The sequence below is a fragment of the Streptomyces sp. NPDC107765 genome (genome assembly GCF_055657085.1).
The window spans coordinates 330,906-350,584 of record NZ_JBVKBL010000008.1 but is presented as its reverse complement, the minus strand read 5'-3'; the positions used below and the strand labels follow the sequence as shown (position 1 = coordinate 350,584).

18 protein-coding genes are annotated in these 19,679 nt (G+C 71.8%); 12 read left to right on the top strand and 6 right to left on the bottom strand.

Translation table 11 applies throughout. From position 1 onward, the window contains the following. Positions 1-38: 38 nt before the first annotated feature. The 3 genes from ACZ7MX_RS21885 to ACZ7MX_RS21875 all read left to right on the top strand — a co-directional run bounded on the left by ACZ7MX_RS21885 (position 39) and on the right by ACZ7MX_RS21875 (position 3,226). Positions 39-1,346, top strand: a complete 1,308-nt coding sequence (locus ACZ7MX_RS21885; protein ID WP_472134448.1) for an enolase C-terminal domain-like protein — start codon at positions 39-41, stop codon at positions 1,344-1,346. Between the two features lie 165 nt (positions 1,347-1,511). Next, on the top strand, positions 1,512-2,597 hold the full coding sequence (locus tag ACZ7MX_RS21880; protein ID WP_472134446.1) for an S-(hydroxymethyl)mycothiol dehydrogenase: 1,086 nt from the start codon (positions 1,512-1,514) through the stop codon (positions 2,595-2,597). Further along, the gene (locus ACZ7MX_RS21875; RefSeq protein ID WP_472134444.1) at positions 2,597-3,226 is read left to right on the top strand and encodes an MBL fold metallo-hydrolase; all 630 of its coding nucleotides are present in this window, start codon (positions 2,597-2,599) and stop codon (positions 3,224-3,226) included. The genes ACZ7MX_RS21880 and ACZ7MX_RS21875 overlap by 1 nt, the downstream gene beginning before the upstream one ends. A 236-nt stretch (positions 3,227-3,462) precedes the next feature. Here ACZ7MX_RS21875 and ACZ7MX_RS21870 read toward each other — a convergent pair whose 3' ends face one another. Next, a complete protein-coding gene (locus ACZ7MX_RS21870; protein ID WP_472134442.1) occupies positions 3,463-4,800 on the bottom strand; it encodes a family 4 glycosyl hydrolase in 1,338 nt (445 codons plus the stop codon). Between the two features lie 66 nt (positions 4,801-4,866). On the opposite strand from ACZ7MX_RS21870, the gene ACZ7MX_RS21865 reads away from it, so the two are divergent. The 7 genes from ACZ7MX_RS21865 (at position 4,867) to era (ending at position 11,948) form a co-directional block, all read left to right on the top strand. Then, on the top strand, positions 4,867-6,012 hold the full coding sequence (locus tag ACZ7MX_RS21865) for a carbohydrate kinase family protein (RefSeq protein ID WP_472134440.1): 1,146 nt from the start codon (positions 4,867-4,869) through the stop codon (positions 6,010-6,012). A 218-nt stretch (positions 6,013-6,230) separates the two neighbouring features. Then, entirely contained in the window at positions 6,231-7,235 is a 1,005-nt protein-coding gene (locus ACZ7MX_RS21860; RefSeq protein WP_362144401.1) for a PhoH family protein, read from the top strand. Between the two features lie 42 nt (positions 7,236-7,277). After that, positions 7,278-7,775 (top strand): rRNA maturation RNase YbeY, encoded by a 498-nt coding sequence (gene ybeY / locus ACZ7MX_RS21855; protein ID WP_030415187.1) that lies wholly within the window; start codon positions 7,278-7,280, stop codon positions 7,773-7,775. A 12-nt stretch (positions 7,776-7,787) separates the two neighbouring features. Beyond that, positions 7,788-9,104 (top strand): hemolysin family protein, encoded by a 1,317-nt coding sequence (locus ACZ7MX_RS21850; RefSeq protein WP_472134438.1) that lies wholly within the window; start codon positions 7,788-7,790, stop codon positions 9,102-9,104. Between the two features lie 293 nt (positions 9,105-9,397). Continuing rightward, entirely contained in the window at positions 9,398-9,757 is a 360-nt protein-coding gene (locus tag ACZ7MX_RS21845; protein ID WP_472134436.1) for a cytidine deaminase, read from the top strand. Between the two features lie 194 nt (positions 9,758-9,951). Continuing rightward, positions 9,952-10,956: an aldo/keto reductase gene (locus tag ACZ7MX_RS21840; RefSeq protein WP_472134434.1), complete on the top strand. Its 1,005-nt coding sequence runs from the start codon at positions 9,952-9,954 to the stop codon at positions 10,954-10,956. A gap of 53 nt (positions 10,957-11,009) precedes the next feature. Next, complete coding sequence (era, locus tag ACZ7MX_RS21835; protein WP_472134432.1) at positions 11,010-11,948, top strand: GTPase Era; 939 nt, start codon at positions 11,010-11,012, stop codon at positions 11,946-11,948. Here era and ACZ7MX_RS21830 read toward each other — a convergent pair. The 4 genes from ACZ7MX_RS21830 to ACZ7MX_RS21815 all read right to left on the bottom strand — a co-directional run bounded on the left by ACZ7MX_RS21830 (position 11,890) and on the right by ACZ7MX_RS21815 (position 16,070). Then, positions 11,890-13,020, bottom strand: a complete 1,131-nt coding sequence (locus ACZ7MX_RS21830; protein ID WP_472134430.1) for an MFS transporter — start codon at positions 13,018-13,020, stop codon at positions 11,890-11,892. The two genes, era and ACZ7MX_RS21830, sit on opposite strands and share 59 nt — an antisense overlap. After that, positions 13,017-14,384, bottom strand: coding sequence for a GH1 family beta-glucosidase (locus ACZ7MX_RS21825; RefSeq protein WP_472134428.1), 1,368 nt, complete (start codon positions 14,382-14,384; stop codon positions 13,017-13,019). The genes ACZ7MX_RS21830 and ACZ7MX_RS21825 overlap by 4 nt, the downstream gene beginning before the upstream one ends. A gap of 112 nt (positions 14,385-14,496) precedes the next feature. Continuing rightward, on the bottom strand, positions 14,497-14,763 hold the full coding sequence (locus tag ACZ7MX_RS21820) for a protealysin inhibitor emfourin (protein WP_201809558.1): 267 nt from the start codon (positions 14,761-14,763) through the stop codon (positions 14,497-14,499). A gap of 197 nt (positions 14,764-14,960) precedes the next feature. Further along, the gene (locus ACZ7MX_RS21815) at positions 14,961-16,070 is read right to left on the bottom strand and encodes a M4 family metallopeptidase (protein WP_472134426.1); all 1,110 of its coding nucleotides are present in this window, start codon (positions 16,068-16,070) and stop codon (positions 14,961-14,963) included. Between the two features lie 287 nt (positions 16,071-16,357). Between ACZ7MX_RS21815 and leuA the strand changes: the two genes are divergently transcribed. Together leuA and ACZ7MX_RS21805 are read left to right on the top strand one after the other, a co-directional pair. Continuing rightward, positions 16,358-18,121: a 2-isopropylmalate synthase gene (gene leuA, locus ACZ7MX_RS21810; protein WP_472134424.1), complete on the top strand. Its 1,764-nt coding sequence runs from the start codon at positions 16,358-16,360 to the stop codon at positions 18,119-18,121. 211 nt (positions 18,122-18,332) lie between these two features. Then, positions 18,333-19,043, top strand: a complete 711-nt coding sequence (locus tag ACZ7MX_RS21805) for a TerB family tellurite resistance protein (protein WP_472134422.1) — start codon at positions 18,333-18,335, stop codon at positions 19,041-19,043. Between the two features lie 22 nt (positions 19,044-19,065). On the opposite strand, the gene ACZ7MX_RS21800 is transcribed toward ACZ7MX_RS21805, so the two are convergent. After that, on the bottom strand, positions 19,066-19,566 hold the full coding sequence (locus ACZ7MX_RS21800; RefSeq protein WP_472134420.1) for a hypothetical protein: 501 nt from the start codon (positions 19,564-19,566) through the stop codon (positions 19,066-19,068). Positions 19,567-19,679: the final 113 nt, after the last annotated feature.

Genomic DNA, 19,679 nt, shown 5'->3' with positions numbered 1-19,679 from the left:
TCCGGCCGCGGGCCGGTCGTACCCCGTAGGAGCCCCGGATGACCGACGACCCGCACCCCCTCACCATCGCCGAGGTCCGGCTCACCCCGGTCCTGGTGGCCGACCCGCCGCTGCTCAACACCCAGGGCGTACACCAGCCGTACACCCCGCGGCTGATCATCGAGCTGGTCACCGAGGAGGGGGTCACCGGGCTCGGCGAGACCTACGGGGACACCGGCTATCTGGACCTGGCCCGGCCGCTGGCCACGGCGCTGATCGGCCGACGGGTCACGGATCTGAACGGGCTGCCCGCGCTCGCCGCCGAGGTGTGCGGGGAGTCACCGGCCGCCACCGACGCCGACACGGTGCACGCCGGCGGGCTGCGCGGCGTCCGGACCGCCGAAAAGCTACGGCTGTCGGTCCTCTCCGGCTTCGAGGTCGCCTGCCTGGACGCCTGGGGCAGGGCCACCGGACTGCCGGTCCACGCCCTGCTCGGCGGCAAGGTCCGGGACCGTGTCGAGTACGGCGCGTACCTCTTCCACCGGTGGGCCGAACACCCCGGCGGCCGCGGCGAACGGGACGACTGGGGCGCGGCGCTCGACCCGGCCGGGGTGGTGGCCCAGGCCCGCCGGTTCGCCGACACCTACGGCTTCACGTCCTTCAAGCTCAAGGGCGGCGTCTTCGAGCCCGCGCGGGAGGTCGCCGCGATCCGCGCGCTGGCCGCCGCGTTCCCCGGGCGGCCGCTGCGGCTCGACCCCAACGGCGCCTGGAGCGTGGCCACTTCGCTGCAGGTCGCGGACGAGCTGGCGGACGTGCTGGAGTACCTGGAGGACCCGGCCGGCGGGACCGCGCGGATGGCGGAGGTGGCGGCCGGCACCCGCCTGCCGCTGGCCACCAACATGTGCGTGACGACCTTCGACGAGATCGCCGAGGCGTTCCGCCGCCGCGCCGTGCAGGTGGTGCTCTGCGACCACCACTACTGGGGCGGACTGCGCGCCACCCGCGAACTCGCCGCCGTCTGCCGCACCTTCGGCGTCGGCCTGGCCATGCACTCCAACACCCACCTGGGCATCAGCCTGGCCGCGATGACCCAGGTGGCGGCGACCGTGCCGGACCTCCACCACGCCTGCGACACCCACTACCCCTGGCAGACCGAGGACGTCCTCACCGAGCGGATCGCGATCCGCGACGGCAGGGTGGCGGTCGGCGACGCCCCCGGCCTCGGAGTCACCCTCGACCGGGACCGGCTCGCCGCGCTGCACCACCGCTGGCTGGCCGACGACGGGGGCCTGCGCGACCGCGACGACGCCGCCGCGATGCGTGACGCCGACCCGGACTGGACCGTCCCGGCCGTCCCGCGCTGGTGACCGCGGCCGGCGGCGGACACCGGCCGGACCCGGCCGCCGCCCGCCGGGGATCATGAACCCGGCCGTGGTCCTGTGCGCGGTCGCCCGGCACGCGTACGGTGAGGCACGGCTCAGTGGCAGCGCGCCACAGTGGTCCCGTAGTGATCTTTGAAAGGGGCTGTTCCGATGGCACAGGAAGTGCGCGGCGTGATCGCGCCGGGGAAGAACGAACCGGTCCGGCTGGAGACGATCCTGGTGCCGGACCCGGGTCCCGGCGAGGCCGTGGTGAAGGTCCAGGCGTGCGGGGTGTGCCACACCGATCTGCACTACAAGCAGGGCGGTATCAACGACGAGTTCCCGTTCCTGCTCGGCCACGAGGCGTCCGGCGTCGTGGAGTCGGTCGGCGCCGGGGTCACCGACGTCGCGCCGGGGGACTTCGTCATCCTCAACTGGCGTGCGGTGTGCGGCCAGTGCCGGGCCTGTCTGCGCGGCCGCCCCCAATACTGCTTCGACACCCACAACGCCCGCCAGAAGATGACGCTGAAGGACGGCACGGAGCTGACGCCGGCGCTGGGCATCGGTGCGTTCGCCGACAAGACGCTGGTCGCCGCGGGGCAGTGCACCAAGGTCGACCCGGAGGTGTCGCCCGCGGTGGCCGGTCTGCTGGGCTGCGGGGTGATGGCCGGTATCGGCGCGGCGATCAACACCGGCGGGGTCACCCGCGGGGACTCGGTCGCGGTCATCGGCTGCGGCGGGGTCGGCGACGCGGCCGTGGCCGGCGCCCGGCTGGCCGGCGCGGCCCGGATCATCGCCGTCGACATCGACGACCGCAAACTGGACCTCGCACGCACCATGGGCGCCACCCACACCGTCAACTCCCGCACCACCGACCCCGTCGAAGCGATCCGCGAACTGACCGGCGGGTTCGGCGCGGACGTCGTCATCGAGGCGGTCGGCCGCCCCGAGACGTACAAACAGGCCTTCTACGCCCGCGATCTGGCCGGCACGGTCGTCCTGGTGGGCGTGCCCACCCCGGACATGACCCTCGAACTGCCCCTCCTGGACGTGTTCGGCCGCGGCGGCGCGCTCAAGTCCTCCTGGTACGGCGACTGCCTGCCGTCCCGCGACTTCCCGATGCTGATCGACCTGCACCAGCAGGGCCGGATCGACCTCTCCGCGTTCGTCACCGAAACCATCGGCATCGACGACGTCGAGCGGGCCTTCGACCGGATGCACGCGGGCGACGTGCTGCGTTCGGTGGTGACGCTCTGATGGCGGCGCGGATCGACCACCTCGTCACCTCGGGGACGTTCTCGCTCGACGGCGGCACCTGGGACGTCGACAACAACGTGTGGATCGTCGGGAACGACGACGAGGCGATCGTCATCGACGCCGCGCACGACGCCGACGCCATCTTCGAGGCGCTGGCCGGCCGGACGCTGCGCGCGATCATCTGTACCCACGCGCACAACGACCACATCGACGCCGCCCCGGCGCTGGCCGCCCGCACCGGCGCCCGGATCCACCTGCACCCGGCCGACCTGCCGCTGTGGAAGATGACCCACCCCGGTACGGTGCCGGACGCGGACCTCGCCGACGGCCAGGTCCTGACCATCGCCGGTACGGACCTGACCGTGCTGCACACGCCCGGTCACGCCCCCGGCGCGGTCTGCCTGTACGCCCCCGACCTGCGCACCGTCTTCACCGGCGACACCCTCTTCCAGGGCGGCCCCGGCGCCACCGGACGGTCCTTCTCGGACTTCCCGACGATCGTCGCCTCGATCCGGGACCGGCTGCTGACCCTGCCACCGGAGACGGCGGTACGCACCGGGCACGGCGACCCCACGACGATCGGGGACGAGGCGCCGCACCTGGACGAGTGGGTCACGCGGGGGCACTGAGGGCGGGGTGGGTCCCTGTGGGCGCGGACCCGTAGGGGGCGGTCGAACAGATCCCGTAGGGGATACGCGGGCCCCCTGCGGGGCCACAACGCCGCGCGGGCGAGGGGTATTCCGCGCGCGGTGGGCGTTCCGGCCCGGGAGGCCGGTGCGTCGGAGGCCGGTGCGTCGGAGGCCGGCCGTGCGTCGGAGGCCGGTGCGTCGGAGGCCGGCCGTGCGTCGGAGGCCGGGGCGGCACCTCAGTCCTCCTTGGCCGCCCGTTCCAGGATGCGGGCGGCCACCGCGGGGGAGTCCACTAGGGGGTGCAGCGCCAGGGCGCGCAGGGCCGCGCCGCGGTCCTTGCGGGTGGCGGCCACCACCGCCGCCCGTTCGACCGCCTTGACCTGGAGCATCAGCCCCAACTGGTCCTCCCGCAGCGGGGCGCAGGGCAGCGGCCGGGCGCCGTGCGCGGTCACCTCGCACACCGTCTCCACGATCGCGTCCGGCGCCAGTTGGGGCACCGTCGTGCCGTTGCGGACGTTCAGGATCAGCCGGGTGCCACTGTTGCGCACGATGGCGTGCATCAGCGCCAGCGCCACCCGGTCGTAGCCGCCGCCCTCCAGGTCGTGGCTGTCGCGCTGCCAGCCGCCGGTGGCCTCCCGGCTGTGCGCCATGTACGTCTCCTCGCGCTCCAGCCGGGTCCGCTCCCACAGTGCGTACACCGCGTCCGGACCGCCGGCCGCCGAGGCCCGCTCGAAGAAGCCGCCCTGCTGCTGGTCGAGGAACTCGCCGCGGGTCTCCCGGGTGTCCCGGAGGGAGTCGAGGGTCTCGCGGCGGAAGTAGTAGTAGTGCAGGTACTCGTTCGGGAGCGCGCCCAGGGTCTGCAGCCATTCCGCGCCGAACAGCCGGCCCTCCTCGAAGGAGGCCAGCGCGGAGTCGTCGGCCAGCAGGCGCGGCAGCAGTTCGGAGCCCTCGAACGTCAACGACCGCAGCCAGCCGAGGTGGTTGAGGCCGACGTAGTCGTAGCCGACCCGGCCGCTCTCGAAGGCCGCCGGTCCCAGGCCCGCCGCCCGCGCGGCCCGGCGCACCAGCCCGACCGGGGAGTCGCAGATCCCGATGACGCGGTCGCCGAGCACCTGGGACATCGCCTCGGTCACCATGCCCGCGGGATTGGTGAAGTTGATGACCCAGGCCGCCGGCGCGAGCTGGGCGACCCGCTCGGCGATGTGCAGCGCCACCGGGATCGTCCGCAGGCCGTACAGGACCCCGCCCGCGCCCACCGTCTCCTGGCCCAGCACGCCCTCGGCCAGCGGGATCCGTTCGTCGCGTATCCGGCCGGCGGTGCCGCCCACCCGGATCGCCGAGAACACGAAGTCCGCCCCGGCCAGCGCCTCGTCCAGGCTCTGCGCGACCCGGACCGGTACCGGTGCCGGATGCCCCTCGCCCAGCCGCGTCAGCACCTCGGCGATGACCGCCACCCGCCGGCTGTCGGTGTCGTGCAGCACCACCTCGGAGACGGAGTCCGCCGGGTCGGCCAGGAGCGCGCGGTAGACCAGCGGCACCCGGAAGCCGCCACCGCCGAGAATCGTGAGCCTCATGGGGCGGAACGTACCGCAGCATCAGGCACACTGGCGGCACGTGCCGATACGAGAGGGGCGTGCACGGTGACCAGCCGACGTGATGTCCACCCGCCCACGGGCCCGGCCGGGACGCCACCGGGCCTCGACCCGCTGGCCGAGGTACGGGCGGACGGCGATCCGCGCACCGACGTCTACCTCACCGGCACGGTCTTCCTCGACATCATCTTCACCGGCCTGGACTCCGCACCGGTCCGCGGCACCGAATCCTGGGCCCGCGGCATGGGTTCCAGCCCCGGCGGCGTCGCCAACATGGCCACCGCCCTGGCCCGGCTCGGGCTGCGCACCTCCCTGGCCGCCGCCTTCGGCGACGACAAGTACGGCGAGTACTGCTGGGAGGCGCTCGAACAGGGCGAGGGCATCGACCTGGCGCTGTCACGCACCGTCCCCGGCTGGCACTCCCCGGTCACCGTCTCCATGGCGTACGAGGGCGAGCGCACGATGGTCTCGCACGGACATCAGGCGCCGCCCCCCGACTTCACCTTCGACGGCCGGCACGCGCCGGGCTGCCCGCCGCCGTCCCGGGCCTGTGTCGCCTCGCTCGTGCCCGGCCGGCGGGAGCCCTGGCTGGAGTGCGCGGCCGGCCGCGGCAGCCGGATCTTCGCGGACGTCGGCTGGGACGACAGCGGCCGCTGGGACCCGGCCGACCTCGCCGACCTCGAACACTGCGAGGCGTTCCTGCCCAACGCCGAGGAGGCGATGCGCTACACCCGCACGACCTGCCCGCGCGCGGCCGCCCGCAAGCTGGCCGACCGGGTGCCGCTGGCCGTCGTCACGCTGGGCTCACAGGGCGCGTACGCGGTGGACGGGCGGACCGGCGAGACCGCCGAGGTGCCCGCGATCGCGGTGGAGGCGCTGGACCCGACCGGCGCCGGCGACGTCTTCGTCGCGGGCTTCGTCACCGGCACCCTGGCCGACTGGCCGTTGACCGACCGGCTGGCGTTCGCGGGGCTGAGCGCCGCGCTGTCGGTGCAGGAGTTCGGCGGGTCGCTGTCCGCGCCGGGCTGGGCGGAGATCGCCGCCTGGTGGCAGCAGGTGCGGCTGTGCGAGGCGGGTGCCCCGGGCGCGCTGCGCCGGCAGTACGCCTTCCTCGACGAGGTGCTGCCCGCGGCCTACCGTCCGGCGCCGCTGGCCCGCGCGGTCCCCACGATCGGCTTCCGCCGCCCGGCCTGAGCCCCGCGCCGGGTCCCCGAAGCGGCATCGGAAGCGGTTCCGGACCGACTGCCGTCCCTCGGCGAACACCCAGGTCAGGGCGGCCGCCGGGAAAAGCTCTCGGGCCTGTCGGTGCCCCGTCGTACTCTTGTATCGCAAGGAGGCCGTGCCGGCAGGCACCTCCTCGGCACGTCTTCATGAGCAAAGGATGGGGGTTGAGCAGGCCACCGAGCCGCCCTATGACGCAGACACCCATGGAACCGCAGGCGAGCGCCCAGTTCACCGTCCCGGCCAAGCACCCGATGGTGACGGTCCTGGGGTCCGGCGACTCGCTCCTGCGAGTGATCGAAAAAGCCTTCCCGGCGACCGACATCCACGTCCGGGGCAACGAAGTCAGCGCGGTCGGCGACGCCCGGGAAGTGGCCCTCGTCCAGCGCCTTTTCGACGAGATGATGCTGGTGCTCCGCACCGGACAACCGATGACGGAGGACGCGGTGGAACGCTCGATCGCCATGCTGCGCGCGGCGGAGAACGGCGAGGGCGCCGGGAGCGAGACGCCCGCCGAGGTGCTCACCCAGAACATCCTGTCCAACCGCGGCCGGACGATCCGTCCCAAGACCCTCAACCAGAAGCGCTACGTCGACGCCATCGACAAGCACACCGTCGTCTTCGGCATCGGCCCGGCCGGTACCGGCAAGACGTATCTCGCGATGGCCAAGGCCGTCCAGGCGCTCCAGGCCAAGCAGGTCAACCGCATCATCCTGACCCGCCCCGCGGTCGAGGCCGGCGAGCGGCTGGGCTTCCTGCCCGGCACCCTCTACGAGAAGATCGACCCGTATCTGCGCCCGCTCTACGACGCGCTGCACGACATGCTCGACCCCGACTCCATCCCGCGCCTGATGGCCGCGGGCACGATCGAGGTCGCGCCGCTGGCGTACATGCGCGGCCGGACGCTGAACGACGCGTTCATCATCCTCGACGAGGCGCAGAACACGAACCCCGAGCAGATGAAGATGTTCCTCACCCGCCTCGGGTTCGAGTCGAAGATCGTCGTCACCGGTGACGTCACCCAGGTCGACCTCCCCGGCGGCACCAAGAGCGGTCTGCGTCAGGTCAGGGAAATCCTGGAGGGCGTCGACGACGTGCACTTCTCCCTGCTCACCAGCCAGGATGTGGTCCGGCACAAGCTCGTGGGCCGTATCGTCGACGCCTACGAGAAGTACGACAGCCGCAACGGCCAGTGAGCCGGACGCACCGCGCGAACGAGAAGCGAGACGCAACGCCCCATGTCCATCGACGTCAACAACGAATCCGGCACGGAGGTCGACGAGCAGGCGATCCTGGACGTCGCCCGCTACGCCCTCGGCCGGATGCGCATCCACCCGCTCTCCGAGCTGTCCGTGATCGTCGTGGACGCCGAGGCCATGGAGCAGCTCCATCTGCAGTGGATGGACCTGCCCGGACCGACCGATGTCATGTCCTTCCCGATGGACGAGCTGCGTCCGCCGGCCAAGGACGACGAGGAGCCCCCGCAGGGCCTGCTCGGTGACATCGTGCTCTGCCCGGAGGTCGCCAAGAAGCAGGGCGAGGAGGCGCCGACCGCGCACAGCATGGACGAGGAGCTCCAGCTGCTGACCGTGCACGGCGTCCTCCACCTCCTCGGTTACGACCACGAGGAGCCCGACGAGAAGGCCGAGATGTTCGGCCTCCAGGCGGCGATCGTCGACGGCTGGCGCGGTGAGCGGGGTCTGACCGGCCCCTCGCCCGCGCCCACCGTGACCTGACGGGCGTCCGCCATGACCACCCAGCTGATCGCGGTCGCGGTCCTGCTCGTCGTGATCGCCTGGCTCGCGGCCTGCGCGGAGGCCGGCCTGGCCCGTACGACGAGTTTCCGCGCCGAGGAGGCCGTCCGTTCCGGCCGCCGCGGCAGCGCCAAGCTCGCCCAGGTCGCCGCCGACCCCACCCGCTACCTCAATGTCGCCCTGCTGGTGCGGGTCGGCTGCGAGATGGCCGCCGGCGCCCTGGTCACCTACGCCTGCCTGCGCTCGTTCCACGAGACCTGGCAGGCGCTGACCGTCGCCATCGCCGTGATGGTGCTGGTCAGTTATGTCGCGGTCGGCGTCTCGCCGCGGACGATCGGCCGCCAGCACCCGCTGAACACCGCCACCGCGGCCGCCTACGTCCTGCTGCCGCTGGCCCGCGTCATGGGCCCGATCCCGCAGCTGCTGATCCTCATCGGCAACGCCCTCACCCCCGGCAAGGGCTTCCGCAAGGGCCCCTTCGCCTCCGAGGCCGAGCTGCGCTCGCTGGTCGACCTCGCGGAGAAGGAGTCGCTGATCGAGGACGACGAGCGCCGGATGGTGCACTCCGTCTTCCAGCTCGGCGACACCCTCGTCCGCGAGGTCATGGTGCCGCGCACCGACCTGGTCTCCGTCGAGCGGTTCAAGACCATCCGGCAGGCGCTGACCCTCGCCCTGCGCTCCGGCTTCTCCCGTATCCCGGTGACCGGCGAGAACGAGGACGACATCGTCGGCGTGGTCTATCTGAAGGACCTGGCCCGCAAGGTCCACATCAGCCGCGACGCGGAGACCGAGCTGGTCTCCACGGCCATGCGGCCCGCGGTCTTCGTGCCCGACACCAAGAATGCCGGTGATCTGCTGCGCGAAATGCAGCAGGACCGCAATCACGTCGCGGTGGTCATCGACGAATACGGCGGCACCGCCGGAATCGTCACCATCGAGGACATTCTCGAAGAGATCGTCGGCGAGATCACCGACGAATACGACCGGGAATTGCCGCCGGTCGAGGACCTCGGTGACGGCCGCTACCGCGTCACCGCCCGCCTCGACATCGGCGACCTCGGCGAGCTCTACGGCCTGGCGGAGCTGGACGACGAGGACGTCGAGACGGTCGGCGGGCTGCTGGCCAAGCTGCTCGGCCGGGTCCCGATCGCCGGCGCCACGGCCGAGGTCGACCTCTCCGACACGGCCGCCGACCCCGAACTGAAGGGGCTGCGGCTGACCGCCGAATCACCGGCCGGCCGCCGGAACAAGATCGTCACGGTGCTCTGCGAGCCGGTGCGGGCCACGGACGCCGGAGAGCTCTCCGCATAATTCCGGCACATCCGGGAAATGACCCGACGAGACCCCACGGGACAACGCCGCGCTCCCCCTTTCCGGCGTTAGTTATCTCCAGTGCAGCAGAAATGTTCTGGAAGCCATTTCCGGTGGGGCTGGATTCTTTGCGACGGGCCATGGAAGGATCTTCGGGCGGTCGCCGAAAGGCGGCCGTCCTGCGGGAGAGAAATCGTCCGAGAAATCTTGCCGCGCAGGTTGCCCCGGCCACGGGGGACCGGGGCAGCCACCTTCTTCCTCACGTCGCGGGGCCGGCGCATATGCTCGCCGGTATGACCGACGCCGCACCGCTGGACCCCGAAGACCGCAAGATCATCACGCTCGCGCGCTCGGCGCGGGCCCGTAACGGCGTGCCCGAGGGCGCCGCCGTACGCGACGAGACCGGCCGCACGTATGTCGCCGGCACCGTCGCGCTGGACTCGTTGCAGCTCAGCGCCCTGCAGACGGCCGTGGCGATGGCCGTCGCCAGCGGCGCCACGTCCCTGGAGGCGGCAGCCGTGGTCACCGACGCCGAGCGCGCCACGGACGCGGACCGCGCGGCCGTCCGGGACCTCGGTGGCCCCGGGACGCCGGTCCTCGTCGCGGGCCTCGACGGCACCCTGCGCACCACCGTCCCGGCGGGCGAGGCGTAAACCGGGCGCACCGGACCGTGGGGGGGCGGGCTCCCGCCCCCACTCCCTGCGGCAGGCCATCTCGCCATCGGCGCTCCATAACCATCGGCTATCACCACGCGTCTTGGACGGGTCCGGGCCGGGTCGGCAAAGATCATGGGTATCAGCAGCCGTCGCCGGCCCCGCCGCCGGCCCGCGCCCACCAGGAGCCCGCCGTGACCGCCGCACCCGCCCTCCCCGCCCGCACCCTGGGCGGCCTCACCAGCTCCGCCATCGGCTTCGGCGCGATGGTCCTCTCGCCCGGCGTCTACGGCGAGACCGACGAGCAGCGCGGCACCACCGCCCTGCTCTCCGCCCTCGACGGGGGCGCCACCCTGATCGACACCGCGGACGGCTACGGCCCCGACGGCCACAACGAGCAGCTGATCGGCCGGGCGCTGCGCGGCCGCCGCGACGAGGTCGTGCTCGCGACCAAGTTCGGCTTCCGGCTCCCCGAGGGCGTCGCACCGCACCCCTTCCCGGTCAACTACGGCTTCGGCGAACTGGCCGTGAACGCCGACCCCCGCCACGTACGCGGCTACGCCGAGGCATCGCTGCGCAATCTGCGGACCGACGTCATCGACCTGTACTACCCGCACTACCCGGACCCGCAGGTTCCGTTCGAGGACACCGTCGGTGCCGTCGCCGAGCTGATCGACGCCGGTCTGGTCCGTCACCTGGGCCTGTCCAACGTGACCGCCGACCAGCTGCGGCGCGCGCACGCGGTCCGCCCGGTGGCCGCGGTCCAGGTCCAGTGGTCGATGTGGCAGCCGATCGACGCCGAGCTGCTCGCCACCGCCCGCGAGCTGGGCGTGGGCGTCGTCGCCTGGAGCCCGCTGGGCAGCGGATTCCTCACCGGCACCGTCCAGCAGGTCGCCGGGGACGACTTCCGCCGTCATCTGCCGCGCTTCGACGCCGCCAACCTCAAGGCCAACCAGGACCGCTTCGCGCCGGTCCGGGGCCTCGCCGAGGACCTCGGCATCTCCTCCGGCCAGCTGGCGCTGGCCTGGCTGCTGCACCAGGACGAGCACGTCGTGCCGATCCCCGGCAGCCGCACCCCGGCGCACATCGCGGAGAACCTCGCCGCCGCCCGGATCACCCTGTCCGCCGACGCCCTCGCCCGGATCGACGCCGCGCTGCAGGACACCACCTTCGAGGGCACGGCGGCGGTCGTCGACTGAGCGTCCGGCCCGGATGGTCGGAGCGGCGGCCGGGATCGGGGAGAATGGGCGCCATGAGTGTTCGTACAGACTCCTCCGCCGCCCACCGGGCCGGCTTCGCCTGCTTCGTCGGCCGCCCCAACGCGGGCAAGTCGACCCTGACGAACGCTCTCGTGGGTACGAAGGTGGCGATCACCTCCAACCGCCCGCAGACCACCCGGCACACGGTCCGCGGCATCGTGCACCGCCCCGACGCCCAGCTGGTCCTCGTCGACACCCCGGGCCTGCACAAGCCGCGCACTCTGCTCGGCGAGCGGCTCAACGACGTCGTCCGCACCACTTGGTCCGAGGTCGACGTGATCGGCTTCTGCCTGCCGGCGGACCAGAAGATCGGCCCCGGCGACCGGTACATCGCCGGTGAGCTGGCCGAGATCAAGAAGACGCCCAAGGTCGCCATCGTCACCAAGACCGACCTGGTCGACTCCAAGACGCTGGCCGCCCAGCTGATCGCCATCGACCAGCTCGGCAAGGAACTGGGCATCGAGTGGGCCGAGATCATCCCGGTCTCGGCCGTGGGCGACACCCAGGTCTCCCTGCTCGCCGATCTGCTGGTGCCGCTGCTCCCCGAGGGCCCGGCGCTCTACCCGGAGGGCGACCTCACCGACGAGCCCGAGCAGGTCATGGTCGCCGAGCTGATCCGCGAGGCCGCGCTGGAGGGCGTCCGCGACGAGCTGCCGCACTCCATCGCCGTCGTCGTCGAGGAGATGCTCCCGCGCGCGGACCGCCCCGCCGACAAGCCGCTCCTGGACGTGCACGCCAACGTCTACATCGAGCGCCCCAGCCAGAAGGGCATCATCATCGGCCCCAAGGGCAAGCGCCTGAAGGAGGTCGGCACCAAGTCGCGCAAGCACATCGAGGCACTGCTCGGCACGCCGGTCTTCCTCGACCTGCACGTCAAGGTCGCCAAGGACTGGCAACGCGACCCGAAGCAACTGCGGAAGCTGGGCTTCTAGTTCGTCGTGCGACGCGGCCGCCGAATCCGATGCCGAGCAGCGCCGCGGCGCACAGTGCGCCCGGCCAGGTCTGCCAGACGGCGAGCAGCGCGGTGGCCACCGTCATGATCACCCCGGCGCCCAGGACGAACGGCTGCCGTCGCCCGACCCGGTCGGACCAGATCCCGCCGACGACGACCGTGGTCAGCAGCATCACGCCGTTCACGGCGGTGAGCACCAGCACCCCGCCGTCCGGGTCCGCCCGCCGCAGCACATCGCGCAGGTAGTACAGCAGGTACAGCAGCACCAGCGCGTTGCCCAGGTTGATCAGGAACCGGGTCAGCCAGGCCCAGCCCAGGTCCGGATGGCGCCGCGGGCTGATCCAGAAGCCGCTGACCAGGGCCCGCCAGGACAGCTCCGGCCGCCGCTCGGCCGGCAGCACCGCGTCCCGGTGCCCCAGCACGTACGGCAGGGTGCCCAGCACCACGAACCCGGCGCAGGCCGGATAGCCGGCCCCCGGCCCGCCCGCGACGGTCGCCAGGCCGGTACCCGCCACGACCCCCAGGATCTGCGCGGCGCCCAGCCAGCCACCCACCGCTCCCCGCTGCCGGTGCGGCACCCGGTCGGGCACGGCCGCGGTGATCGCCGCGAACGCCGCGTTGAGCGCGAGCTGTACGGCACCCCAGGCCAGCGCCATCGCCAGGACCGTACGGGCCGTCGCCAGTGCCGCCAGCGCGGCGGCGCCTGCGACAACTCCCATAAGGATCCAGGGGGTTCGGCGCCCGTAGCGGGAGGTCGTGCGGTCCGACAGCGCGCCGAAGAGGGGATTGGCGACCAGGGAGACCGCGGCTCCCACGCCGGTCACCCAGGCCAGCACGGATTCCTTGGGCATCCCGGCGGCCGGTGCCGCCACCTCCGCCGCCTGCCACGCGAGCAGTATTTGCAGCGGCCCGTACCAGCCCGCCCAGATCGCCCCGTTGGCCACCGCCAGGGACGCGGTCCACCCGGACCCGACCGGCGCGGAGGGCTCGGCCAGCGGATCCGGCGCCGCGACCCGGTCCTGCCACCGGCCCGCCCCCGTGGCCCGGCTCACCCGCCCGCCTGCTCCCGGAGCACCTCGCGGAACCAGCGGTACGAGGATTTCGGCGTCCGCGTCAGCGTCGCGTAGTCGACGTGGACGAGCCCGAAGCGCCGCGCGTACCCCTCCGCCCATTCGAAGTTGTCCAGCAAGGACCAGACGAAATATCCCCGGACGTCCACGCCCGCCGTCATGGCGGCGTGCAGGGCCCGCAGATGTCCGTCCAGATAGGCGATCCGCTCCCCGTCCTCGATGCCCTCGTACGAGCAGCCGTTCTCGGTGATCACGATCGGTGGCAGCCGCTTTCCGTACCGTTCGCGGAAACCGACCAGCAATTCGGTCAGTCCCTCCGGAATCACCGCCCATCCGAAATCGGTCCGGGGACATCCCTCGATGTCACGGGGTGCGAAAGGCAGCCCCTCGGGTATGCGCGTTCCGCCGACTTCCGTCGCCTCGCCCTTCGGCCGCCCCACCAGCGACGGCTGGTAGTAATTGATCCCGTACCAGTCCAGCGGCGCGGAGATCACCTTCAGGTCGTCGTCGACGTTTCCCGGCAGCAGTTCCGCCACGTCGTCGTCCGGATAGCGGCCCAGCAGGACCGGCTCCGCGAACAGCCGGTTCAGCAGCAGGTCGTAGAGATCCGCCGCCGTACGGTCTTCTTCCGCGTCGGACGCGGCCCAGGTCGGCCCGTGGGAATTCGCGATCCCGATGGACCGGGCGTCCCGGGCCCGCAGTGCCTGTACCGCCAGGCCGTGCCCCAGCAGCTGGTGATGTGCTGCCGGTAACGCGCCGAACAGCAATTCCCGCCCCGGCGCGTGCTGCCCCAGCCCGTAGCCCAGCAGCGTCAGTTCCGCCGGCTCATTGAGCGTGATCCACCGCTCCACCCGGTCCCCGAGCCGGGCCGCCACGGCATCCGCATACGCGGCGAACCACTGTGCCGTGTCCCGTACGAGCCAGCCCCCGCCGTCCTCCACGACCTGCGGGGTGTCCCAGTGGAAAAGCGTCGGCACCGGTGCGATTCCGGCCGCCAGCAAGGCGTCGACCAGCCGGTCGTAGAAATCCAGCCCGGCCGCGTTCACCGCCCCGCGGCCGTCCGGCACCACCCGCGGCCACGCCACCGAAAACCGGTACGCGCCGACCCCGAGTTCCTTGAGCAGCCGTACGTCCTCCGGATAGCGGTGGTAATGGTCGGTCGCCACCCGCGCGTTCGACCCGTCCTTGATCCGCCCGCTCTCCGCGGCGAAGACGTCCCACGTCGAGGTGGCGCGCCCCCCTTCTTCCACCGCGCCTTCGATCTGTGCGGCGGACGTCGACACCCCCCACAGGAAATCCTTCGGGAAGCGCGGCAGGGGCCTGGGGAACTCCGGCACGGCAGTCATGCCGGGATCTTTGTAACCGGCGGTAACAGTGTCAAGGGGCAGAATACGTACGGAAGTTGGCGGGCAGCCGGCGATGCGCCGCCGCCACGGCCCCGCTGTGCCCTCTGACGGCTTACGCCCCTTCCTTCATCACCTTCGTGATCAAGGTCCGCTGGTCGTCCGTGAGGCGGGGGTCGGAGAGGTACACCGTGCGGCCGTCGACGGTGATCTGGTAGCTGAAGCCGTCGGGGACGCCGACGGGGGGTTCGGTGCGGGCGGTGGCGAGGGCGCGTTCCGTGAGGGACTGCCACTCGGCGGAGTCGTCGCGCCCCGCGGTGTCGATCTCGGCCCGGCGGTCGATGGCCGCGAAGCCGCCGGTACGGTGAACGTAAATGCGCATAACGGGCTCCTCCGACGTCCTGCGACGGACTTCTTCCCCGTTTGGGGGGGCCATATGGCCACGGTAGCCGGGGGCGGGGGGTGGGCGCCTGCTGGTCGCCGACGCCCGTACACCGCCCCCGTTCTTTCGGGTAACCGGCACACCCCCGAGGTACGCCGGTCACTTTCCGCCGTGCTGAGGAACCACGTCCTACGTCGTCACTTCGCCGAGATGCCGACCTGCGACCAGGCCTTGACCACGGCCTCGTGTTCGTCGCCGGTGCCGAAGCGGGCCTGGGCGGCCTTGATCGTGAGCTTGGCGAAGTCGGCGAACGTGGCGGTCTGGGGCAGTTCACCGCCGGTCAGGACGTCGTACCAGACCTGGCCGGCCCGCTCCCACGCCTTGCCGCCGAGCTTGCTGGCGACGAGGTAGAAGGCGTGGTTGGGGATGCCGGAGTTGATGTGGACGCCGCCGTTGTCGCTGGGGGTCTTGACGTAGCCCTCCATCGTGGCCGGCTGCGGGTCCTTGCCCAGGACGTCGTCGTCATAGGCCGTTCCGGGGGCCTTCATGGAGCGCAGGGCCTTGCCGGTGACGTTGGGGCCGAGCAGGTCGGCGCCGATCAGCCAGTCGGCCTGGTCGGCGGTCTGGCCGAGGGCGTACTGCTTGATCAGGGAGCCGAAGACGTCGGAGACGGACTCGTTGAGGGCGCCGGACTGGCCCTGGTAGGCCAGGTTGGCGGTGTACTGGGTGACGCCGTGGGTCAGCTCGTGGCCGATGACGTCGACGGAGATGGTGAAGTCCTTGAAGAGGTCGCCGTCGCCGTCGCCGAAGACCATCCGCTCGCCGTCCCAGAAGGCGTTGTCGTACTTCCGGCCGTAGTGGACGGTCGCGTCGAGGGCCAGGCCGGCGCCGTCGATGGACTTGCGGTGGAACGCCTTCAGGTAGAAGTCGAAGGTCGCGCCCAGTCCGGCGTGGGCGCGGGTGACCGAGGCGTCCTTGGAGGGGCCGTCGGACTCGGAGTGGACCTTGGTGCCGGGAAGGTTCTCCTGGTGGCCGGCGTCGTAGATGGTGCGGTGGGGCTTGTTGGCGGAGGTCCGGGCCTCCTGCGGGGCGACGGCCTGGGCGGCCCGGGTCATGCGGCGGACGCGGTGGGCGCCGTCGTGCCCCAGGGTGCGGCGGGCCGGCTCGAAATGGGCCGGGTCCTCCGACCGGGCGAGGTTGTCGAGGATGTGCGGCGGGACGATCGTGCAGAAGACGGGGTGGTCGGGGGCGGTCGGACCGGACGCCTTGCGGTTCCGGTCGCTGCTGAGGTCCGAGTTGAGGTCCATGGACAAACGGTGGCACTGTGTAGTGCGGCTGTCACTGCCTGCGGTGGAGATTCCTGCATATGTGTGGTTCGTCGCATTTAGGGCGTAACGTCCGCCCCGGTCCCGCATACTGATACGCGACCGCCACTCAGGGCGTACCTCGGTTAGGGTGCTGAGCATCATGCGTTACGGGCTGCTTCTCCTTAGCTGCCGCGGCGAGGGCCTGTAGTCGAGGCCGACCCCCTCCCCGCGGAGTCCGGTGTTGCCCACCGTCGGCCGTCGAAAGCCTTCGACAGGAGCCCCGCGCAATGACCTCCGAAATCTCCGTCGGTCGCCCCACGCCGATCACCGCCGCGACCGTCACCCAGCGGCCCTCCGGGATGCCGATCCACAAGTACGGCCCGTACGAGGCCGTGGACCTGCCGGACCGGACCTGGCCGGACAAGCGGATCACCAAGGCGCCGCGCTGGCTCTCCACCGACCTGCGGGACGGCAACCAGGCGCTGATCGACCCCATGTCGCCGGCCCGCAAGCGCGAGATGTTCGACCTGCTGGTGCGCATGGGCTACAAGGAGATCGAGGTCGGGTTCCCGTCGTCCGGCGAGACCGACTTCAACTTCGTCCGGTCGATCATCGAAGAGGGCGCCATCCCCGACGACGTCACGATCTCGGTGCTGACGCAGGCCCGCGAGGATCTGATCGAGCGGACCGTCGAGTCGCTGCGCGGCGCCAAGCGCGCCACCGTCCACCTGTACAACGCGACCGCGCCGACCTTCCGCCGGGTGGTCTTCCGCGGCTCCAAGGACGACATCAAGCAGATCGCGGTGGACGGCACCCGGCTGGTGATGGAGTACGCGGAGAAGATCCTCGGCGACGAGACGGTCTTCGGCTACCAGTACAGCCCGGAGATCTTCACCGACACCGAGCTGGACTTCGCCCTGGAGGTCTGCGAGGCGGTCTGCGACGTCTGGCGCCCCGAGGAGGGCCGCGAGATCATCCTCAACCTGCCCGCCACGGTGGAGCGTTCGACGCCGTCCACGCACGCGGACCGGTTCGAGTGGATGGGGCGCCACCTGACCCGGCGCGAGTACGTGTGCCTGAGCGTCCACCCGCACAACGACCGGGGTACGGCCGTGGCCGCCGCCGAGCTGGCGATCATGGCGGGCGCCGACCGCATCGAGGGCTGCCTGTTCGGGCAGGGCGAGCGCACCGGCAACGTCGACCTGGTGACCCTGGGCATGAACCTCTTCAGCCAGGGCGTCGACCCGCAGATCGACTTCTCGCAGATCGACGAGATTCGCCGGACCAGCGAGTACTGCAACCAGATGGAGGTCCACCCGCGCCACCCCTACGCGGGCGACCTGGTCTACACCGCCTTCTCCGGCTCCCACCAGGACGCCATCAAGAAGGGCTTCGACGCCATGGAGGCCGAGGCGGCCGCCGCCGGCAAGACCGTGGACGACATCGAGTGGGCGGTGCCGTACCTGCCCATCGACCCGAAGGACGTCGGCCGCTCCTACGAGGCCGTCATCCGGGTCAACTCGCAGTCCGGCAAGGGCGGTATCGCCTACGTCCTGAAGAACGACCACAAGCTGGACCTGCCGCGCCGGATGCAGATCGAGTTCTCCCGAATCATCCAGGAGAAGACCGACGCCGAGGGCGGCGAGGTCACGCCGGCCGCCATCTGGTCCGCCTTCCAGGACGAGTACCTGCCCAACCCCGAGAACCCGTGGGGCCGCATCCAGGTCAAGAACGGCCAGACCACGACGGACCGGGACGGCATCGACGCGCTGACCGTCGAGGCGGTCGTCGACGGCCGGGACACCGTGCTGACCGGTTCCGGCAACGGCCCGATCTCCGCGTTCTTCGACGCCCTGCAGGGCATCGGCGTGGACGTACGGCTGCTGGACTACCAGGAGCACACGATGAGCGAGGGCGCCTCCGCGCAGGCCGCCTCGTACATCGAGTGCGCGATCGGTGACAAGGTCCTGTGGGGCATCGGCATCGACGCGAACACCACCCGCGCCTCGCTGAAGGCCGTGGTCTCGGCCGTCAATCGCGCCGGCCGCTGAGCCTCCGGGCCGCCACGGCCCCGGCCCCCGCGATTTCGGCCATATCGGCGGCACGCCAGTGCTCCTGGCGTGCCGCCGAGCCGTAGTTGTCCGATACCAGGTGCTGACGGCGCATCAATGATGTGGCTAACATCACGTCCAACACGGCGACGGTGGCGTGGGGGTCTCTCCTGGGCCTGGACGGCAACGGGGAGTTACGGAGGCTGACGGAATGCACAAGGTGTGTGTGATGGGAGTGCGCACGTCCTGGCGTACCGTCGCCGACGGCGAGTTCTTCTGTCCGGGCTGCGGCGGCGACCGCAACTACCTCCGACGCACCGGCCACCGCCGCCTCACCCTCCTCGGCCTCCCGCTCCTCTCCCGCGGCCGCACCGGCCCGGTGCTGGAGTGCTCCGCCTGCCACGGCCGCTTCGGCCTGGACGCCCTCGACCACCCCACCACCGTCCGCTTCTCCGCGATGCTGCGGGACGCCGTCCACACCGTCACGCTCGCGCTGCTGGCCGCCGGCGGGACCTCGTCCCGCGCGGTCCGGGAGACCGCCGTGGACGCCGTCCGGGCGGCCGGCTTCCCGGACTGTTCCGAGGACCAGCTGCTGACCCTCCTCGCCGCCCTCGCCGCCGACACCGGGCGGCTCACCGGCACCTACGACGCGGTGACCGGCGGGCACTGCGGCCACGCCGGCCTCGACCCGTGCGGCACCGCGCTGGCCATAGAGCTGCACGAGGCCCTGGAGCCGCTCGCCGCGCATCTCGCGCCGGCCGGGCGGGAGTCGCTGCTCCTCCAGGGCGCCCGGATCGCCCTCGCGGACGGCGCCTACACGCCCGCGGAGCGCGAGGTGCTCACCACGGTCGGCGGTGCGCTGACCCTCGGCCCGGCGGACACCGAGCGGCTGCTCGCCGCGGCGGCGCGTACGCCCTCGTAGAGCCCGGGCCCTCCCGCCGTTCCTAGCGGGTGCCCTTCGCGGTGATCTTGATCGCATAGGACTTCGGTGCCGAGACGCCGCACCTGCCGTGGCCGTCGCAGAAGGTGGCGAGGGCGGTGAGGGTGGCACGACTGCCGGGACGGGCGCCCGCCGTGAGCTTCAGGCGCATGGGCTTGCTCAGGTGCTCGCCCGGCATGAGGTCGGCGTAGCGGAGGAACCGGCCCTTGTGCAGGTCGACGGTGTGCCAGGTGCCGCCCGCCGCGTTGTCGAGGAACTGGACGGTGACCGGCGCGGTGCCGGTGAGCGAGAGGGTGACGGCCGGCAGCGTGCCGTCCGTGGTGTTGCGGACGGAATCGGCGAAGCCGTGCCAGACGGAGCCGACGGCCACGGTGCGGGGGAGGTCCAGGAGTTCGGTGCCGACCCCCGGCGTGCCGGTCGCGGCCGCGGCCGGGGTGGTCGGCAGGGCGGCGGGCGCCAGCAGGGCGGCGGCGAGGACGGCCGGCAGGGCGCGGCGGAGCTTCATCGGGAAGGTCCCTCTCGGTCGGAAGGCGGTTGCCGTTACCGACCGGTGAGGGGGCGAGAAGGTTGCGGCCCCCGTCGCTGCCGGGGCGGTGACGGGGGCCGGACCCGCTGGGC